The organism is Winogradskyella bathintestinalis, from assembly GCF_030407435.1.
Lineage (GTDB): Bacteria > Bacteroidota > Bacteroidia > Flavobacteriales > Flavobacteriaceae > Winogradskyella > Winogradskyella bathintestinalis.
Window position 1 is genome coordinate 357,531 of record NZ_JASDDK010000002.1, and the last position, 17,679, is coordinate 375,209.

The window sequence follows — 17,679 nt, forward strand, 5'->3', positions numbered from 1 at the left end:
CTTTAAAACCACATTCAAAATGTCAAGAAAAAATCTTCAACATATAACTTTAAAGTCCGAAATAAAAAACTTAAAAACTGAAGCGGATTCCAACTTTTTAACCGCCGAAAATATTACGGTCAAGTCAACCTATTCGAAGGATGACATTAAAGATTTAGAACACCTTAATTTCATCGCCGGAATCGCTCCTAATCTTCGAGGCCCTTACTCAAGCATGTACGTTCGTCGACCATGGACTATTAGACAATATGCTGGATTCTCTACTGCAGAAGAAAGTAATGCATTTTATAGGCGAAATTTAGCTGCAGGACAAAAAGGATTATCCGTTGCTTTCGACTTAGCAACGCATAGAGGCTACGATTCTGACCACGAACGCGTGGTTGGCGATGTTGGCAAAGCAGGTGTTGCAATCGACTCTGTAGAAGATATGAAAATTCTTTTCGATCAAATTCCGCTCGATAAGATGTCGGTTTCCATGACCATGAACGGTGCAGTGTTACCCATCATGGCATTTTATATTGTAGCTGCAGAAGAACAAGGTGTAAAACCAGAACAATTAACAGGCACAATTCAGAATGACATCTTAAAAGAGTTTATGGTCCGTAATACCTACATTTACCCACCTACTCCATCAATGAAGATTATCTCTGATATTTTTGAATATACCAGTCAAAACATGCCAAAATTCAATAGTATCAGTATTTCAGGCTACCACATGCAAGAAGCTGGCGCTACCTGCGATATCGAACTAGCGTACACGTTAGCCGATGGATTAGAGTACATTAGAAAAGGGCTCGACGCAGGCATGGACATCGACACTTTCGCTCCTCGCCTATCTTTCTTTTGGGCGATTGGTATGAATCACTTTATGGAAATTGCTAAGATGCGTGCTGCACGAATGTTATGGGCTAAATTAGTCAAGCAATTTAATCCTAAAAATCAAAAATCTTTAGCGCTAAGAACACACTGTCAAACCTCTGGCTGGAGTTTAACTGAGCAAGACCCATTTAATAACGTGGCCAGAACATGTATTGAAGCATCTGCGGCGGCCTTTGGTGGCACTCAAAGTCTTCACACCAACGCCTTAGATGAAGCTATTGCATTACCAACTGATTTTTCAGCACGTATTGCCAGAAACACCCAGATTTACCTACAGGAAGAAACACACATCACAAAAACCGTAGACCCATGGGCGGGCAGTTATTATGTTGAAAAACTAACAGATGACATTGTTAACGAAGCCTGGAAACTTATCCAAGAAGTGGAAGAATTAGGTGGTATGACCAAAGCGATTGAAGCTGGAATTCCGAAGTTACGAATAGAAGAAGCTGCGGCACGAAAACAGGCTCGTATTGATTCTGGACAAGACATAATTGTTGGGGTCAACCAGTACAGATTAACACAAGAAGACCCAATATCTACACTAGAGGTTGACAATCAAACTGTGCGCTTACAACAAATTGAACGCCTAGAAAGCATTAAAGCCAACCGAAATACGGATGCCGTATCTAAAGCTTTATCAAAATTAACCGACTCTGCTAAAACAGGTAAAGATAATTTACTAGCTTTAGCAGTAGATGCAGCAAGGAAACGTGCTACACTTGGCGAAATAAGCGACGCACTAGAAGCTGAATTCGGTCGTTATAAAGCTAAAATTAAATCTTTTTCAGGAGTGTATAGCAAAGAAATTAAAGAAGACAAAAGCTTTCAAAAAGCAAGAGAATTAGCAGATCGCTTTGCAGAGCAAGACGGACGTAGACCACGAATAATGATTGCGAAAATGGGACAAGATGGGCACGACAGAGGCGCGAAAGTTGTGGCCACTGGTTATGCAGATGTTGGCTTTGACGTGGATATTGGACCACTTTTCCAAACCCCTAAAGAGGCCGCCAGACAAGCTGTCGAAAATGACGTACATATATTAGGCGTATCGTCCTTAGCGGCAGGTCATAAAACACTTGTACCTCAAGTACTAGAAGAACTTAAAAACTATGGGCGTGAGGATATAATGGTGATCGTTGGTGGTGTAATTCCCAAGCAAGATTACCAATATTTATTCGACGCAGGAGCCATAGCTGTTTTTGGTCCTGGTACTAGAATTAGCGATGCCGCAATTCAGATTTTGGAGATTTTGATGGATTAGTATAAAATTTAATAAATGATTAAAAAACGCAAAACCAAAATCATAAAAATTATTTTTCCAATTTTATTATTTCTCGGAGCTTTATTCATTCACTTTGTATTCCCCCGTTTCATTACCCAAAAGAGAGGCAGTATGCAAGGTGTTATGAAAAAACCAAAAATAGATAGCGTCTTTTTTACGAAAAATGAGAAGGCTACTTTCAAACGAAAAAAACTATGCATAACCTCTTTTGATAATCTTAAGCTAACAGCACTATTAACCTATTCTAACTTAGACCATGCTAAAGCTACCGTTATTTTATTACATGGTACAGGTGCTAACAAAAGTCGTTTTTTAGGAGTTAGCGAGTTTTTAGCAAATAACGGTTTTAACTCTGTAGCCTTAGATATTAGAGCGTTTGGGGAAAGCGATGGTAAATTCTTAACGTTTGGTGTAAAGGAGAAGAAGGATGTTAAAAAATTGATTGATATATTAATTAAAAATGAAAATCTAAACAACATAGGCGTTTGGGGACACTCCGTTGGTGGGGCAATTGCACTACAAGCTATGGGAATTGACAACCGTATTAAATTTGGAATTACAGAAAGTATATACACCGATTTAAAATCTAATTTTCACGATTATTTTGAACGTCACACCACACTTAACTTTACTTGGCTTACAAATTACCTCGTTAATAGAGCGGGTAAGATTGGTGATTTTAATCCTGATGATGCTAGCCCAATAAAATATAGTGAACGGATTACACAGCCTGTTTTAATTGTACACGGCGGCAAAGATGTCGCTATGGATGTTCAGTTTGGTAAAACTGTTTTCGCAAAAATTAAAAGTAGAGATAAACAATTTGTACTACTTGACTCGGCCGGACACTCAAATATTTGGACCGTAGGTGGTGATAAATATTTTAATACCGTTTTAGAATTCATCAAAAAACAAAGTTATTCATCTGACAACTAACGGGAATTATAATTGTTTATTAAACTAAAAACGATGCCGCTTTTAGTGTTGACAATTCATTATTATAAATCCGCTAGTTTCTTTACATGCGCTCTTCCAAACCTTAAAAAACAGTTTAATTATTTCAATGAAATTTTGCTAGAAAGTAAACTTTCCGAAGATCAATAAGCTGCATCTCTAGGCCCAAATAAATTCACAACGCTATCGCTTAGGAATATTCGAACAGGCAAGGTTTATGGATAATCTTTTTTATGCAACTGTTAACAACTTCAATTTTCTATCCTCGTAAATAATCGTAATTTTAAGCCCTTATATATAACCAAATCATTTAATGGGTAAAATCATTGCAATAGCAAATCAAAAGGGAGGAGTTGGTAAAACCACGACCTCAGTAAATTTAGCAGCTTCTCTGGGAGTTTTAGAGAAGAAGGTATTACTTATAGATGCCGATCCACAAGCCAACGCAAGTTCAGGTTTAGGCATCGATGTCGATACGGTTGAAATAGGGTCGTATCAAGTTGTGGAACATTCCGCTAAAGCAAAAGATGCTATTGTAGCTTCTAATGCGCCAAATGTAGATGTAATACCTGCACACATCGACCTTGTAGCCATTGAAATTGAATTGGTAGACAAGGAAGCACGTGAGTATATGCTTAAAAAAGCGATTGAAGATTTAAAATCAGATTATGATTATATTTTGATTGATTGTGCTCCATCATTAGGACTATTAACGCTTAACGCTTTAACCGCAGCAAATTCAGTAATCATCCCTATACAATGTGAATATTTTGCCTTAGAAGGTTTGGGCAAACTGTTAAATACTATAAAAAGTGTACAGAAAATCCATAATGAAGCGTTAGACATTGAAGGGATGCTATTAACCATGTTCGATTCTCGATTACGTTTATCCAATCAAGTGGTTGAAGAAGTTCAGAAACATTTTAATGAAATGGTTTTTGAGACTATTATTCAACGGAATGTGCGTTTGGGTGAGGCTCCGAGTTTTGGGGAAAGCATCATCAATTATGACGTGAGTAGCAAAGGAGCTGCCAATTATTTGAGCTTAGCAAAAGAATTGATTAAGAAAAATGAATTATAATGGCGAAGGCAACAAAAAAACAAGCTTTAGGTAGAGGACTTTCGGCGCTATTGAAAGATCCAGAAAACGATATTAATTCCGCAGAAGACAAAAATGCTGATAAAGTCGTTGGAAATATTGTGGAACTCGATATTGAAAGTATTGAGGTCAATCCATTTCAACCAAGAACAAATTTTAACGAAGAAACCTTAAGAGAACTGGCCTCTTCTATTCGAGAATTAGGAGTTATACAACCAATTACGGTTAGAAAATTAGCGTTCAACAACTACCAATTAGTTTCTGGTGAACGTCGTTTTAGAGCCTCTAAACTAATTGGCTTAGAGACGATTCCGGCATACATCAGAATTGCCAATGACCAAGAGTCCTTAGAAATGGCTTTGGTTGAAAATATTCAACGCCAAGATTTAGATCCTATAGAAATTGCGTTGTCTTACCAACGCTTAATTGACGAGATCGATTTAACTCAGGAGCAAATGAGCGAACGTGTAGGCAAAAAACGATCTACAATTGCCAACTACTTACGGTTATTAAAATTAGATCCTATTATCCAAACTGGTATGCGAGATGGCTTTATAAGTATGGGTCATGGTAGAGCCATGGTTAATATTGAAGATCAAATTGACCAGCTCGAGGTTTACGAAAAAATTATCACCAACAAATTATCTGTTAGAGCTACAGAACAATTGGTAAAGGAATTGAACACAGATATTCCATCAAAAACAGCTGATACCAAAGTTGAAATTCCAAAGTACATCAAAAAAGGCATGAAGGACTTTTCGGATTATTTTGGTCATAAGATAGATGTAAAAGTAGCCAACAATGGGCGAGGAAAAATTACAATTCCTTTTCATTCGGAAGAAGATTTCAACCGTATTAAAAAATTAGTACAGCGTGATAATAAATAAAGAGGTTTTCTGTCTTTTACTGTGCGTGTTTTCAATGCTATTCTCTTTTTCTCAAAATGAAATCGATAGTACAAGTGTTTCTATTGAAGAAAGTCCGATTATTGCAAACGAATCGTTAGTTAAAAAAGAGATTGACCCATTACGGCCAGCAAAAGCCGCCTTTTACTCTGCAATCCTTCCTGGATTAGGTCAGGCTTACAACAAGAGGTATTGGAAAATCCCAATTGTTTGGGGTGCAATAGGCGCAGGCGTTTACTTCTACGTTAGAAATGATAAACAGTACGACCGTTATAGAGACGCCTATAAGAGCCGGTTAGCAGGTTTTAAAGATGATGAATTTTATGGTTCGGGCGATACGCCTTTAATATCTAAAGATGGGCTTATTAGAGGACAAGATCATTTTAGAAAAAATAAAGAGTTGTCTCTATTAATTACGTTCGGATTGTATGCATTAAACATCATTGACGCTAATGTAGATGCTCATTTACTTCAGTTTAATGTAGACAAAAACTTAAGTTTAAGCCCACATTATCAGTATAATGAAATGGAAAATACTGGCGATTTAGGAGTAACTCTAAATTTTAAATTTTAAGTTCGTACGGACACTCAATTTTTATAATAATGAAAATAGCTTTACTTGGATATGGTAGAATGGGCAAAAATATTGAGTCCATTGCACTTAATCGAAACCATACTATTACACTTAAAATAGCTGATGCAAATTCAGATTACAACTTCTCAGATGCGGACGTTGCTATTGACTTTAGTGTACCCTCAGCGGCCGTTAATAATATTAAAAAAGCATTAGACGCTGGCGTTCCCGTGGTTTCTGGCACAACCGGTTGGTTAGATAAATACGATGAAATTTTAGACTACTGCAAATCTAAAAATGGTACTTTTTTATATGCTTCAAATTTTAGTTTAGGCGTTAATCTATTTTTTGAACTCAATAAAAAACTAAGTGAGTTAATGGCCGGCTTTACGGAATATTCTACCGAAATAGAGGAAATTCACCACACACAAAAATTAGATGCACCAAGCGGTACCGCAATAACGTTAGCCGAACAAATAATTAAGTTTAATAACTATACTAATTGGACCCTAGACCAACCAAAGTCCAACGAGATTCATATTGCAGCCAAGCGCATAGAAAACGTTCCTGGAACGCATGAAATTACATATAGTTCTGAAATCGATTCTATTAGCATTAAACACACCGCACACAGCAGACAAGGTTTTGCGATGGGCGCTATTATTGCAGCCGAATGGATTAAAGACAAAAAAGGCGTATTTAGCATGAAAGATGTGTTAAACATTGGTTAACTTGCCGAGATTTTGAAACAAATTGAAATAATTTTCAACTTACGAGAATAAATATCATATTATGAGCTGGACACAGTGGTTTTTCTTTCTACTTATTTTACAAATTATACATGGCTTAGGGACATGGAAATTATATATTAAAGCGAACCGAAAAGCATGGGAAGCTTTTGTACCTGTCTATAACGCAGTGATATTAATGAAAATTATTTCACGGCCGTGGTGGTGGGTCATTTTAATGTTTTTACCTATTGTTAATCTTATTATGATTCCTGCAGTATGGGTGGAAACAGCGCGAGCATTCGGAAAAGACTCAAAAATTGATGCCCTCTTATGCATAATTACTTTAGGTTTTTATTTGTACTATTTAAATTACCTAACTGATGTGCATTATATTGAAGATAGAAAGCTTAAGCCAAAGACTTCTACAGGAGAATGGATTACCTCTGTCCTATTCGCTATTGTGGCTGCAACTATTGTTCACACTTATTTCTTTCAACCCTTTGTCATTCCATCGTCATCTTTAGAGAAGTCATTGTTGGTCGGAGACTTTCTTATTGTGAGTAAATTTCATTATGGAGCGAGAACTCCAATGACCACAGTGGGCGCACCAATGGTTCATGATACAATTCCTGTAATAGGGCAAAAATCGTATTTATTTAATGATAATTACGAAGAACGGAATACCTCTTGGATGAACAAACTCCAATTGCCATTTTTTAGATTACCTGGCTTTGAAGATGTTGAAAGAAATGATATCGTAGTTTTTAACCAACCAGCAGATACATTGCTGAGCATGAACGATTTCAACCCAGATCGTAATTACTATAAACCTATAGATAAAAAAACCAACTTAGTTAAGCGTTGCGTTGGTGTTGCGGGAGATACTTTAGAAATAAGAAACGGTTATGTTTTTATCAATGGTAAACAAAATAAATTACCTCCGAGATCTCACCTTCAGTTTTCCTATGATATAACCTTTAAACGCCAGTTACAACCTGCAAGAATTTTTGAAATTCTAAAAAAATATGATATCACAGATGGTCTAGGGTATGGTACAACAGAAGATTCTTATAGAATTCCTGCCGCTACCGATGAAGCTATTGCACAATTAAAACTACATCCTGAAGTGGCCTCGGTTACACCTATTAAACAACCTAAAGGTGAGAACGGAAATATGTTTCCTCGAGATCCAAATTACAGCTGGAATGCAGATAATTTCGGCCCACTATGGATTCCAAAAGCTGGTGCCACGGTAAACTTGGATATGGACAATATTTCCATATATAAACGTACCATTGGAGAGTACGAAGGCAATAAGGTAGTTACAAGAGGCAACCAAATTTTTATTAACGACCAACCTGCAACGTCATATACCTTTAAACAAGATTATTATTGGATGATGGGTGATAATAGGCACAATTCCATTGATAGCAGATACTGGGGATTTGTACCTAATAATCATGTTTTTGGTAAACCGGTGTTTATTTGGATGAGCATCGATGGGATTAATGATGGTATTAAAAACTGGAGTTTCCGATGGGATAGAATTTTCACTACAGTAAGTGGTGGTCATGAACGCACCTCCTATCTCATTCCTTTTATAATTCTTGTCTTAGGAATTACACTTTTTAATAAATGGAGAAAGAAGAAAAAGGCTAAGGAAATCTGATGATCTTTTAGGTGGAAGAATAGAGTTTCATTTTTTATTCGCTATATATATAAATGGTTGGCTTATAGAGCCTATTTCCGTTACGGACTATTAATGTGCTAAACAATATGTATTGTCTTTGTACAATTGTTAATATGAAAAAAGGAGAGCGCTTTATAAGTGGATTGCAAATCCAAATATTATAATTCATTAGTGTAAAAACCTATTTAGTACGTCATCATGAACAGTCTCATTTACCCTACATATTTCCCAAATCTTGCACATTTTTGGGCCATAGTGAATGCTGATACCGTTTATTTTGAGGTCAGCGACAATTATCAAAAGCAATCGTTTCGAAATCGCACTGAAATTTATGCTGCCAATGGCAAGTTAGCTTTAACCGTTCCTGTTAGTTATTCCCAAAAAAATCGGCAATTATATAAAGATGTAAAAATCGCCAATGAAGAACAATGGCAGGTTTTACATTTAAAGTCCTTACAATCTGCTTATAGCATGTCCCCTTTCTTCGAATTCTATATCGATGACTTAATGCCGCTTTTTGAAAAACAATTTGAATATATCTTAGATTTCAATTTAAAATGCTTCGATGTGCTTCAAAATGCTTTACAATTTAAAATTAACCCTACTCATAATTCTACCTTTGAATTAGAACCCAAAGGAAAAACAGACCTAAGAAATTTAGCTAAACGTAATTTTAAAGTGCCCTCATTTCAGCCTTACACACAAGTTTTTACAGAGAAACATGGTTTTATCTCTAATCTTAGTATTTTAGATTTGCTCTTTAATGAAGGTCCTAATTCGGAAATGTATTTGAAACAACAACTATATATAAAGTAAAAACCAATATTAAAATCTGCTCCAAAAAATTATTTTTCAAGTCTATTTTACATTGGTCAATTGAAAAGATTTTAAAATATGTTGAGTAAAAACAATTAATTATGCTTCAATCAACAGTGCATTACGGTATACATTTTGGTCTACCATTGGTCGTTGCCATTTTATTTTACAGAAAGTTTTGGCTGAAGGCTTATGGTATAATGATTTTAGGGATGTTAATAGATTTAGATCATTTATTAGCAAATCCGATATTCGATCCTAACCGTTGTAGTATTAATTTTCACCCACTTCACTCCTATTATGCGATTGCGGTTTATTTTATTTTGTTAATTCCTAAAAAGACAAGAATTATTGGCCTAGGGTTGGTTATTCATATTATGGCAGATATAGCAGATTGCAGCTTAATGTAGCTACGGTAAGGTGAGTGTAGTTTTTATAGGATAATGATCAGATAATAGTACGTCGTAGGTTTTAAATCCATTTACCGTAAACGCTTTATCGGCCAAAATAAAATCAATTCTCATAGGAAAAAATTTAAAATCGTAAGTTCTTCCAAAGCCATTGCCGGCTTCCTCAAACGTATCTTTAAATTCATCACCGATGACTTTTCTATAAATATAAGAATAGGCTGTATTATTAAAATCGCCCGTGATAATCGTTTTATACTTAGTTTTATCTTTATGGGCTAAAAATAAATCCACTTGATCTTGTTGCGCTTTAAACGTAGAACCAACTTGTTTAAACAAATGGCTAGAGGTTTCTTGTTTTAATTTTTCAACATCAGTTTCAATTCCGGAAGATTGTAAATGAAATGTATAAACGCGGATTGTATCTTGACGTCTTACGATATCAACAAAAATCGCATTATTATAGGTATTAGGAAACTCTAATGAACCTGAATTTATAATTGGGAACTTAGAAAAAATGGTTTGTCCTGGTTTAATGCCCTGAGTTGGCCTTGCATTAAAATTATTATACCCTTCTAAATCAATAGGGTCTCCTGTTCTATATTCTTGAAGACATAAAATATCTGGACGTTCCTTTTGAATAAATGCTAAAATTTCTTCTTTAACCTTTTTCTTAGGTAACCAATCAAACCTATTAAATAGTCTTACATTATAAGACATCACTGAAAAATTATCATCATCTTTAATATCAGTAGAAGCCGAAAATTTGTACATAGAATTGATATAATTCCAGCCTAGCATGAGCACTACTAAAGATAAGAGCAATTGTTTTTTTACACGGAGTAACCAATAAATAAAAAAGAGCGAATTAAGCAAAATAAGCAAGGGTACACCTAAACTTAGTACCGATAATGTGGCGAAACTTTTTGGCGGAATGTAAGGTAAAATATAAGAGATAAGTAATAAAAAGGCGACCAACGAATTGATTACAAATATAATTTTACTACCAAATTTTAATCCTTTCATAGTTTTTGGCTCTCCAAAAATTAAATAGTATTAATCTTTGCCTACTTTAAATAAAAACGCTTTCTCGTCGGCTGTTAAACTTTCATACCCGCTTTTACTAATTTTATCAAGAATGTTATCTATTTTTTTCTGCTTACTTAACGCATCAGAATCAGTTTTAGTCTTACGTTTAGCTTTAGTTTGTGTTTTATTTTTATGAACGGTTTTAAGTTTAGATTTTGGCTTAAACAAATTTGTAAACGAATCCATACTACGCTCAAATCCTGTGCCGATATCTGTACCTTTTAAAAGTTTAGTAGCATACACATACCCCAAAATATAACCTCCAAAATGTGCTACAAATCCTCCTTGATTTTGTCCCGATAACATCCTCACCAAATCTAAGCCCACTAAAACCATGGCAATATGTTTCCATTTTACATTAAAAACATTAAACAATCGTATTTCACTATTTGGCATATAAGCCGCTACAAAAAGCAACAAGGCACTAACACCGGCAGACGCACCGACTAATACTCCTCTACCAGAAAAAAGTGTAGTGGGTACAAGATTAGTAAACGATAAATAAGCTATTCCACCAGAAATAATTCCTAAGAAGTAGACATTCAAAATCATTTTAGACCGAAACAAATTTGTGGTTACTCTCGATAAATAATACAGAAATAACATATTAAACGCTAAATGCCATATGCCATTATGTAAAAATGCATAAGAAATTATAGACCAAGGTTGCAATAAAAAATCAACGATGTCGGAGGGTAATTCAAAATAGTTAAATAAATCAATCCGAAATAATGAACTGAATATCAAGCCAACCAAAAAAACCACCACATTAATGGCAATGATTTTACCAAAAACATCGAGATTGTTAAACTTGTATTTTAAATCTTGAACTGTAGTCATAATTAATTCCAACGGTATTTATCCTTTTCATTTTTCTTCCAAAAATACATTAATAAAAACCCTGTGAGAGCACCACCAACGTGCGCCATGTAAGCCGTATTACTCGGACTAAATATGGAATTCCCAGAGATTGCCGAAAATAAGTCTAAAGCGATAATAGCAGGAATAAAATATTTTGCCTTGATTGGTATTGGAAGAAAAATAAGCATGAGTTTCGACTCTGGAAACAACATCCCAAATGCCACTAAAACTCCCATAATGGCACCAGATGCACCTACCATTGTACTATTGAACGCACCAACAAAACTATCAAAGTTGTCTCCTAATATTTGCACCCAGGCCGTATTATATTTCCCCTCACTAAGAATTTCCATAATTTCAGGTTGAGACATCCCGTTTTCTATTAAAGTCGACAAACCCGAATTAAATTGAAAATATAAAAAGGCAATTTGAATCACTGCGGCTCCCAAACCAGAGAGCAAATAAAATATGATAAACTTTTGCCAACCAAAAATCTGTTCTACAGCGGTACCAAACATCCACAATGCAAACATATTAAATGCAATATGCATAAAATTGCCGTGCATAAACATGTGCGTTACGACTTGCCAGGGCTGAAAGGCAGGACTTTGAGGAAAATAAAGAGCAAACCACTGATAGAAAGCAACTCCATTACCAATTGCCAAAGTTCCTACAAACATTACCACATTAATAATTAGTAAATGTTTAACCGCATCTGTTATGCCTTGTCTCATACGTTACATAAATTTTTTTTCAATATCATCAACCGCCATTGTGATAAACGTTGGTCTATTGGTTGGTGATACATTAGGTTCCTTACAGGCAAATAAACTATTTACCATATGTTCTTGTTCTGTACTATTTAGCGACTGCCCGTTTTTAATCGCCAAACTTTTAGCCATAGATTTTGCTAATAAATCCGCTGCACTAAAATTAGTATCTGGCACATCGTTTTCCACGTCACTAATTAATTGCTCTAAAATTATAGACACCTCACTCTCAGGAACTCCGACAGGGACACCTGTAATTCGGATTTCTTTAGCTGTCAATTCTGAAAATACAAAGCCCGTGTGTTCTAAATCAGCTTTTAGTTCTTCAATAATTTTCGTTTCGTTAGGTGTGAAATGTAATTGCAACGGAAACAATAATTGTTGACTTGTCGCTTCCTTTATAGTGATATGTCTTAAAAAGTTCTCATATAAAATCCGTTGATGTGCCCTATTTTGATCAATAACCAACATACCAGATTTCAAAGTACTTACAATAAACTTTTGCTGTAATTGAAAAGTTGTTTTTTTAGTCTCTATAGTTGAATCGCTAAAAATAGATGTGTTTTTAGAATCGCTTTCAAAGGTTACCTCACTAAAATCGGATTGTGATGTATTGCTCTTAGACTCAAGTCCAACATACAAACTTTCCCAAGACGATTTTGGTGCAGAGGTAAAACCTGAATTATTACTCACTTTTTGTCTACTGTGACCCGGCTCATTCGAAAACGGATTAAAGTTTCGATCGACTTCAATAGCCGGAGCAGCAGCTGATTTATCCTTATAATTATAAGGAGTGTTTAAACTGCTCTGATGTTCAAAATCTAATACAGGTGCAATATTAAATTGACCTAAACTGTGTTTTACCGCAGAACGTAAAATCGCATAAAGCGTGTGCTCATCATCAAACTTAATTTCAGTTTTCGTAGGATGAATATTAATATCGATAGACTTTGGATCTACAGTAAGATTCAAAAAATAACTGGGATGATAACCATCTTTTAATAAACCCTCAAAAGCCGATTTTATAGCATGGTTTAAATATGGACTCTTAATAAAACGTTGATTCACAAAGAAGAATTGTTCAGACTTTGTTTTCTTTGAAAAATTAGGTTTCCCTACAAAACCTGAAATTTTCAGCACTTCTGTTTCTTCTTCTACGGGTACTAACTTTTCATTGGTTTTTGTTCCAAAAATATGCACCACGCGTTGTCTGTAATTTTCTTGTGGTACATTAAATAAATCACTTCCATTATGATAGAATGCGAAGGCTATATTTGGATGCGCTAAAGACACGCGATGAAATTCATCTGTGATATGCCGAAGCTCTACAGTATCGGATTTTAAAAAATTACGTCTTGCAGGAATATTAAAAAACAAATGCTTTACGGCAACCGAAGTTCCTGTTGGCGTTACGAAAACGTCTTGCGATTTTACTTCACTACCCTCAATAACAATGGCGGTTCCTAAATCGTCATCGTCTTGTTTTGTTTTCAACTCCACATGTGCAATAGCAGCAATACTCGCTAGAGCTTCACCCCTAAACCCTTTGGTATTGAGTTGAAATAAATCTTCTGCAGCTTTAATTTTTGAAGTCGCATGACGCTCAAAACTGAGTCGCGCATCTGTCACGCTCATGCCTTTGCCGTTGTCAATAACTTGTACTAGAGTTTTGCCAGCATCTTTAATAATAAGTTTTATTTCGGTAGCATTGGCATCGATAGCATTCTCCAGTAGTTCTTTAACTACAGACGCAGGTCGTTGCACTACCTCACCAGCTGCAATTTGGTTGGCAACATGGTCTGGTAAAAGTTGAATAATATCTGACATTAGCTTTTGGGAAGGAAAATAGAGAGGTCAAAACCTATAATGAATAAAAACAAAAACACTAAAATAGCTATAATAAGAAGAACACGCTTATTTACATTAGTATCCGGATTATGATTATAATCGTCTAAAGCAGCATTTAATTTTCCTTTTATTCCTTTTGCAGGGTTCACAGTTGTTCTTTGATCATCGAATTTATGCTTAAGCTCAAAAGGACTACCTTCTCCTTTGTAAAAACGAGGTTTATAATTATACTTTCGATTCTTTTTCAATTTCATTAATCCCATAATTTCCTTATTTAATATATCCGTTGAGAATATAAATTAAAACAAAAAGTAAGACTAACATAATTATTAAACTAGGTAACGACGTTAAGACACGATTTTGTCTTTTGCCATTGCCCCTAATGTCATCCCATTTAGTCTCCAAGTCGTCTTTCGACTTTCTGTTATCGGAATCCTGAAGTCGCGATTTGTATGTAAAACGTTTATTTTTTCTCTGATTAAACAATTAACCTCTAAATTAAACTTGATTAATACCAAAAGTACAGAAAATACAAGAAAACAAAGCCTAAGGATTCCTTAAAATTATGAACAAAAAGGATGCCAGAGTTAGTAGGCAATAAGCTGAAGGTTATAGGTAGCAAATCATAGGCAAAATTAAATTTCACCCAAATCCAATAGGATTCTATAAAATTGTTTGAGGACCGTGGATTGTTGACTGAAAACTGCCAACAGAAGACTTAAACCGTTTCTTTACGTAAAGCCGCCATCTTAATTGCCGCAATTGCAGCTTCTGTACCTTTATTACCATGTTTCCCACCAGAGCGATCAATGGATTGTTGCATATTATTATCGGTAAGCACGCAGAATATTACAGGAATATCACCCTTAAGGTTAAGATCTTTGATCCCTTGAGTAACTCCTTCGCAAACAAAATCGAAATGTTTGGTTTCTCCTTGAATAACACAACCAATCACAATAATAGCATCTAACATGCCAGAATCAGCATAAATACTTTTACTCATTCGGGCTGCGCCATAAGTGAGTTCAAACGTGCCCGGAACATTCCAGCGGACAATATTTTGCTTAATCGCTCCACAATCTATAAGTGCCTCAAAAGCACCTTGCCATAAACCTTCGGTTATGTTATCATTCCATTCTGAAACAACAATCCCAAACCGAAAATCTTTCGCGTTTGGGATTGTAGCTTTATCGTAATTCGATAAATTATGATTTGCAGTTGCCATATACTATAAGCTTGCTTCTACTTTTCCTATTAATACATCTGCGTCTTTAGCCTCACTCGATGCTGAAAACTCAGATTTAATTCGTGTTAAATAATCCAACGCCTTTTCATTCTGTCCCAAACCAATAGCAACTCTTGCCGCTTTCATTAAATATAATGGTGTGGTAAAATCGTTAGTATTTGCTTTAAACGCTTCTTCATAATAGCCTATAGCTTCTTCAGGTTGTTCTAACTGAACAAAAGCATCACCAATACCCCCTTTTGCTATAGGATTTAACATTTTATCATCACTAGAAAAATCACCTAAATGTGTAATGGCATTTTGATAATCTTTAAGATTTAAATAAGCCATACCAGCATAATAATTAGCTTGATTAGCTGCAGGAGTTCCACCATACTCACTAATAATATCTAACATACCATACTTACCTTCACCACCCTCTAAAGACATTCTGTAAAGTGAATCTGAAGACGTACCATTAACAGCTTCATCAAAATACGTTTTAGCCGTATACATCTCATTCATAGCATCTTTTGCCTTAGGCTCAGCAACAATTTTATTGTATCCTAAATAACCTAAAACCACTAAAGCCACAGCTCCAACGATACCGATAATATATTTCTGGTTCTGAACAGCCCATTCCTCAGTCCGAGAAGCTCCTTCATCTAAAGTATTAAATACTTCAGCTGTTGTTGAGTCATCTTCAACAATTTCTTCCTTCTCCTTTTTGGTTTTTGGTTTGTAGCCTCTTTTCTTATACGTTGCCATAACTTGTCATTTTGTGCGTGCGCAAAAATAAAATTTTTATTGGGATTTAAAAACCTATTTATTTGTTATTTTTGAATTATTAATGACAAGCACAAAAAGCTTTACCATAGCACTAAAATCAAGGAAACTATTCGTTTTTCATGAATCTAAACACACTATCCTTAATTAATTATAAAAATTTTGAAAGTCAGGATTTCGATTTCGATGCCAAAATCAATTGTTTTGTTGGTGCTAATGGCATCGGGAAAACAAATGCGCTCGACGCTATTTACCATCTCGCTTTCGGAAAAAGTTACTTTAACCCTATCGCCGTTCAGAATATTAATCATAATGCTGAATTTTTTGTGGTTGACGGCCATTTTACTAAAAATGACCGCGACGAGAAAATCATTGTTTCCTTAAAACGAGGTCAAAAAAAAGTAATTAAACGTAATGCTAAAGCCTATGAAAAGTTTAGTGAACATATTGGTTTTATACCTTTAGTTATTATATCACCAGCAGACCGTGATCTCATTATCGAAGGTAGTGATACGCGTCGTAAATTTATTGATAGCGTTATATCGCAAAGTGACAAAAGTTATTTAGCAGATCTTATTAATTATAATAAGGTACTAACACAACGAAACGCACTATTAAAGTATTTTGCGCTGAATAATACGTTTAATGCGGATACGCTTTCTATATATAATGAACAGCTTCATACTTATGGTAGCGAAATTTTTAAGAAACGAGATGCATTTTTAAAAACGTTCATACCAATTTTTAAATCGCGTTATGAAGCCATTAGCCAAAGCAAAGAAGCTATTGATTTAACCTATAAAAGTGACTTGTTTGATGATGAATTAAAAGATTTACTAAACAAAACTATCAATAAGGACAAAGCTTTACAATATACCAGCGTGGGAACTCACAAAGATGATTTAGTCTTTTCGATTGACGATTTCCCGATTAAAAAATTTGGAAGCCAAGGCCAACAAAAATCGTTTTTAATTGCCTTAAAGTTGGCCCAATTCGATTTTATTAAGCAACAGAGTGGAGTCTCACCAATTTTATTGTTAGATGATATTTTTGATAAGCTAGATGAAAACCGAGTTGCCCAAATTATTAACTTAGTAGATGATGCACATTTCGGGCAAATATTTATTAGCGATACGCATGCCGAACGCACTGAAGAAGTGATAAAACAAACGCATCAATCTTATAAAATTTTTAAGCTGAAATAGATGAAAATTAAAAGTAAAAATGTTCATTTTAAATCATTCATTAAGCGCATCGTTGATAACCGATCTAATTGGATAACGACATTTCTATTATTAGGATTGTTATTTATTAGTTGCTCAAAAAATCCTGAGAACTACATTCAACATATAGAGGGTTATTGGGAGATACAGGAAGTCATGATGCCAGATGGCAGCAAAAAAGAATATAATTTCAATGAAACCATAGATTACATAAGTGTAAACGACAGTTTAAAAGGCTTCCGAAAAAAATTGAATCCAGGCATTAACGATACGTACTATTCTTCTAATGATGCTGAAGCCATTGAATTAAAACTTGAGAACAACGAATTACATATCTATTATAATACACCTTATACCAACTGGAAGGAAACGGTGTTAGAGGCCAACACTGAACAACTTCGGATTATTAATGCAGATGATAACATATATTTATATAAACGGTATACACCGTTACAATTAGATTTAGAAGAGTAGTTTGTAATTTGTATTATAAATAGTGATAAAAATAGGTCACTATAAAAATAGTTTGAGACAACA

General features: G+C 34.9%; 18 protein-coding genes. 11 read left to right on the forward strand and 7 right to left on the reverse strand.

What is annotated here, in order from left to right; all coding sequences use genetic code 11:
* The first annotated feature begins 19 nt into the window (after positions 1-19).
* The 9 genes from scpA to QMA06_RS06570 all read left to right on the forward strand — a co-directional run bounded on the left by scpA (position 20) and on the right by QMA06_RS06570 (position 9,343).
* On the forward strand, positions 20-2,143 hold the full coding sequence (gene scpA / locus QMA06_RS06530) for a methylmalonyl-CoA mutase (RefSeq protein WP_290206062.1): 2,124 nt from the start codon (positions 20-22) through the stop codon (positions 2,141-2,143).
* Positions 2,144-2,158: 15 nt separating this feature from the next.
* The gene (locus QMA06_RS06535; protein WP_290206063.1) at positions 2,159-3,100 is read left to right on the forward strand and encodes an alpha/beta hydrolase; all 942 of its coding nucleotides are present in this window, start codon (positions 2,159-2,161) and stop codon (positions 3,098-3,100) included.
* Positions 3,101-3,431: 331 nt separating this feature from the next.
* Positions 3,432-4,199 (forward strand): ParA family protein, encoded by a 768-nt coding sequence (locus QMA06_RS06540; protein WP_290206064.1) that lies wholly within the window; start codon positions 3,432-3,434, stop codon positions 4,197-4,199.
* The gene (locus QMA06_RS06545; RefSeq protein ID WP_290206065.1) at positions 4,199-5,104 is read left to right on the forward strand and encodes a ParB/RepB/Spo0J family partition protein; all 906 of its coding nucleotides are present in this window, start codon (positions 4,199-4,201) and stop codon (positions 5,102-5,104) included. The genes QMA06_RS06540 and QMA06_RS06545 overlap by 1 nt, the downstream gene beginning before the upstream one ends.
* On the forward strand, positions 5,094-5,696 hold the full coding sequence (locus QMA06_RS06550; RefSeq protein ID WP_290206630.1) for a DUF5683 domain-containing protein: 603 nt from the start codon (positions 5,094-5,096) through the stop codon (positions 5,694-5,696). Before QMA06_RS06545 ends, QMA06_RS06550 begins: the two co-directional genes overlap by 11 nt.
* A 29-nt stretch (positions 5,697-5,725) precedes the next feature.
* Complete coding sequence (dapB, locus tag QMA06_RS06555) at positions 5,726-6,427, forward strand: 4-hydroxy-tetrahydrodipicolinate reductase (RefSeq protein ID WP_290206066.1); 702 nt, start codon at positions 5,726-5,728, stop codon at positions 6,425-6,427.
* 61 nt (positions 6,428-6,488) lie between these two features.
* Positions 6,489-8,096 carry a signal peptidase I gene (gene lepB / locus QMA06_RS06560; protein ID WP_290206067.1) on the forward strand — a complete coding sequence of 536 codons (1,608 nt, stop codon included), beginning with the start codon at positions 6,489-6,491 and terminating at the stop codon, positions 8,094-8,096.
* A gap of 219 nt (positions 8,097-8,315) precedes the next feature.
* Positions 8,316-8,933 (forward strand): WbqC family protein, encoded by a 618-nt coding sequence (locus tag QMA06_RS06565; RefSeq protein ID WP_290206068.1) that lies wholly within the window; start codon positions 8,316-8,318, stop codon positions 8,931-8,933.
* A gap of 101 nt (positions 8,934-9,034) precedes the next feature.
* The gene (locus tag QMA06_RS06570) at positions 9,035-9,343 is read left to right on the forward strand and encodes a DUF6122 family protein (protein WP_290206069.1); all 309 of its coding nucleotides are present in this window, start codon (positions 9,035-9,037) and stop codon (positions 9,341-9,343) included.
* Here the strand turns inward: QMA06_RS06570 and QMA06_RS06575 are convergent, their stop codons facing one another.
* The 7 genes from QMA06_RS06575 to QMA06_RS06605 form a co-directional block, all read right to left on the reverse strand.
* Positions 9,344-10,366: an endonuclease/exonuclease/phosphatase family protein gene (locus tag QMA06_RS06575; protein WP_290206070.1), complete on the reverse strand. Its 1,023-nt coding sequence runs from the start codon at positions 10,364-10,366 to the stop codon at positions 9,344-9,346. It lies immediately after the preceding gene.
* Between the two features lie 30 nt (positions 10,367-10,396).
* Positions 10,397-11,269, reverse strand: coding sequence for a rhomboid family protein (locus QMA06_RS06580; protein ID WP_290206071.1), 873 nt, complete (start codon positions 11,267-11,269; stop codon positions 10,397-10,399).
* A 2-nt stretch (positions 11,270-11,271) separates the two neighbouring features.
* A complete protein-coding gene (locus QMA06_RS06585; RefSeq protein ID WP_290206072.1) occupies positions 11,272-12,024 on the reverse strand; it encodes a rhomboid family intramembrane serine protease in 753 nt (250 codons plus the stop codon).
* 3 nt (positions 12,025-12,027) lie between these two features.
* Positions 12,028-13,887, reverse strand: a complete 1,860-nt coding sequence (gene mutL / locus QMA06_RS06590) for a DNA mismatch repair endonuclease MutL (protein WP_290206073.1) — start codon at positions 13,885-13,887, stop codon at positions 12,028-12,030.
* Positions 13,887-14,171, reverse strand: coding sequence for a riboflavin synthase subunit beta (locus QMA06_RS06595; RefSeq protein WP_290206074.1), 285 nt, complete (start codon positions 14,169-14,171; stop codon positions 13,887-13,889). The genes mutL and QMA06_RS06595 overlap by 1 nt, the downstream gene beginning before the upstream one ends.
* 455 nt (positions 14,172-14,626) lie before the next feature.
* Positions 14,627-15,133, reverse strand: a complete 507-nt coding sequence (gene ribH, locus QMA06_RS06600) for a 6,7-dimethyl-8-ribityllumazine synthase (RefSeq protein ID WP_290206075.1) — start codon at positions 15,131-15,133, stop codon at positions 14,627-14,629.
* Between the two features lie 3 nt (positions 15,134-15,136).
* Complete coding sequence (locus QMA06_RS06605) at positions 15,137-15,901, reverse strand: tetratricopeptide repeat protein (RefSeq protein ID WP_290206076.1); 765 nt, start codon at positions 15,899-15,901, stop codon at positions 15,137-15,139.
* Positions 15,902-16,041: 140 nt separating this feature from the next.
* On the opposite strand from QMA06_RS06605, the gene recF reads away from it, so the two are divergent.
* A complete protein-coding gene (gene recF / locus QMA06_RS06610; protein ID WP_290206077.1) occupies positions 16,042-17,124 on the forward strand; it encodes a DNA replication/repair protein RecF in 1,083 nt (360 codons plus the stop codon).
* On the forward strand, positions 17,125-17,616 hold the full coding sequence (locus QMA06_RS06615; RefSeq protein WP_290206078.1) for a lipocalin family protein: 492 nt from the start codon (positions 17,125-17,127) through the stop codon (positions 17,614-17,616). It abuts the gene before it with no gap.
* Positions 17,617-17,679 lie beyond the last annotated feature (63 nt).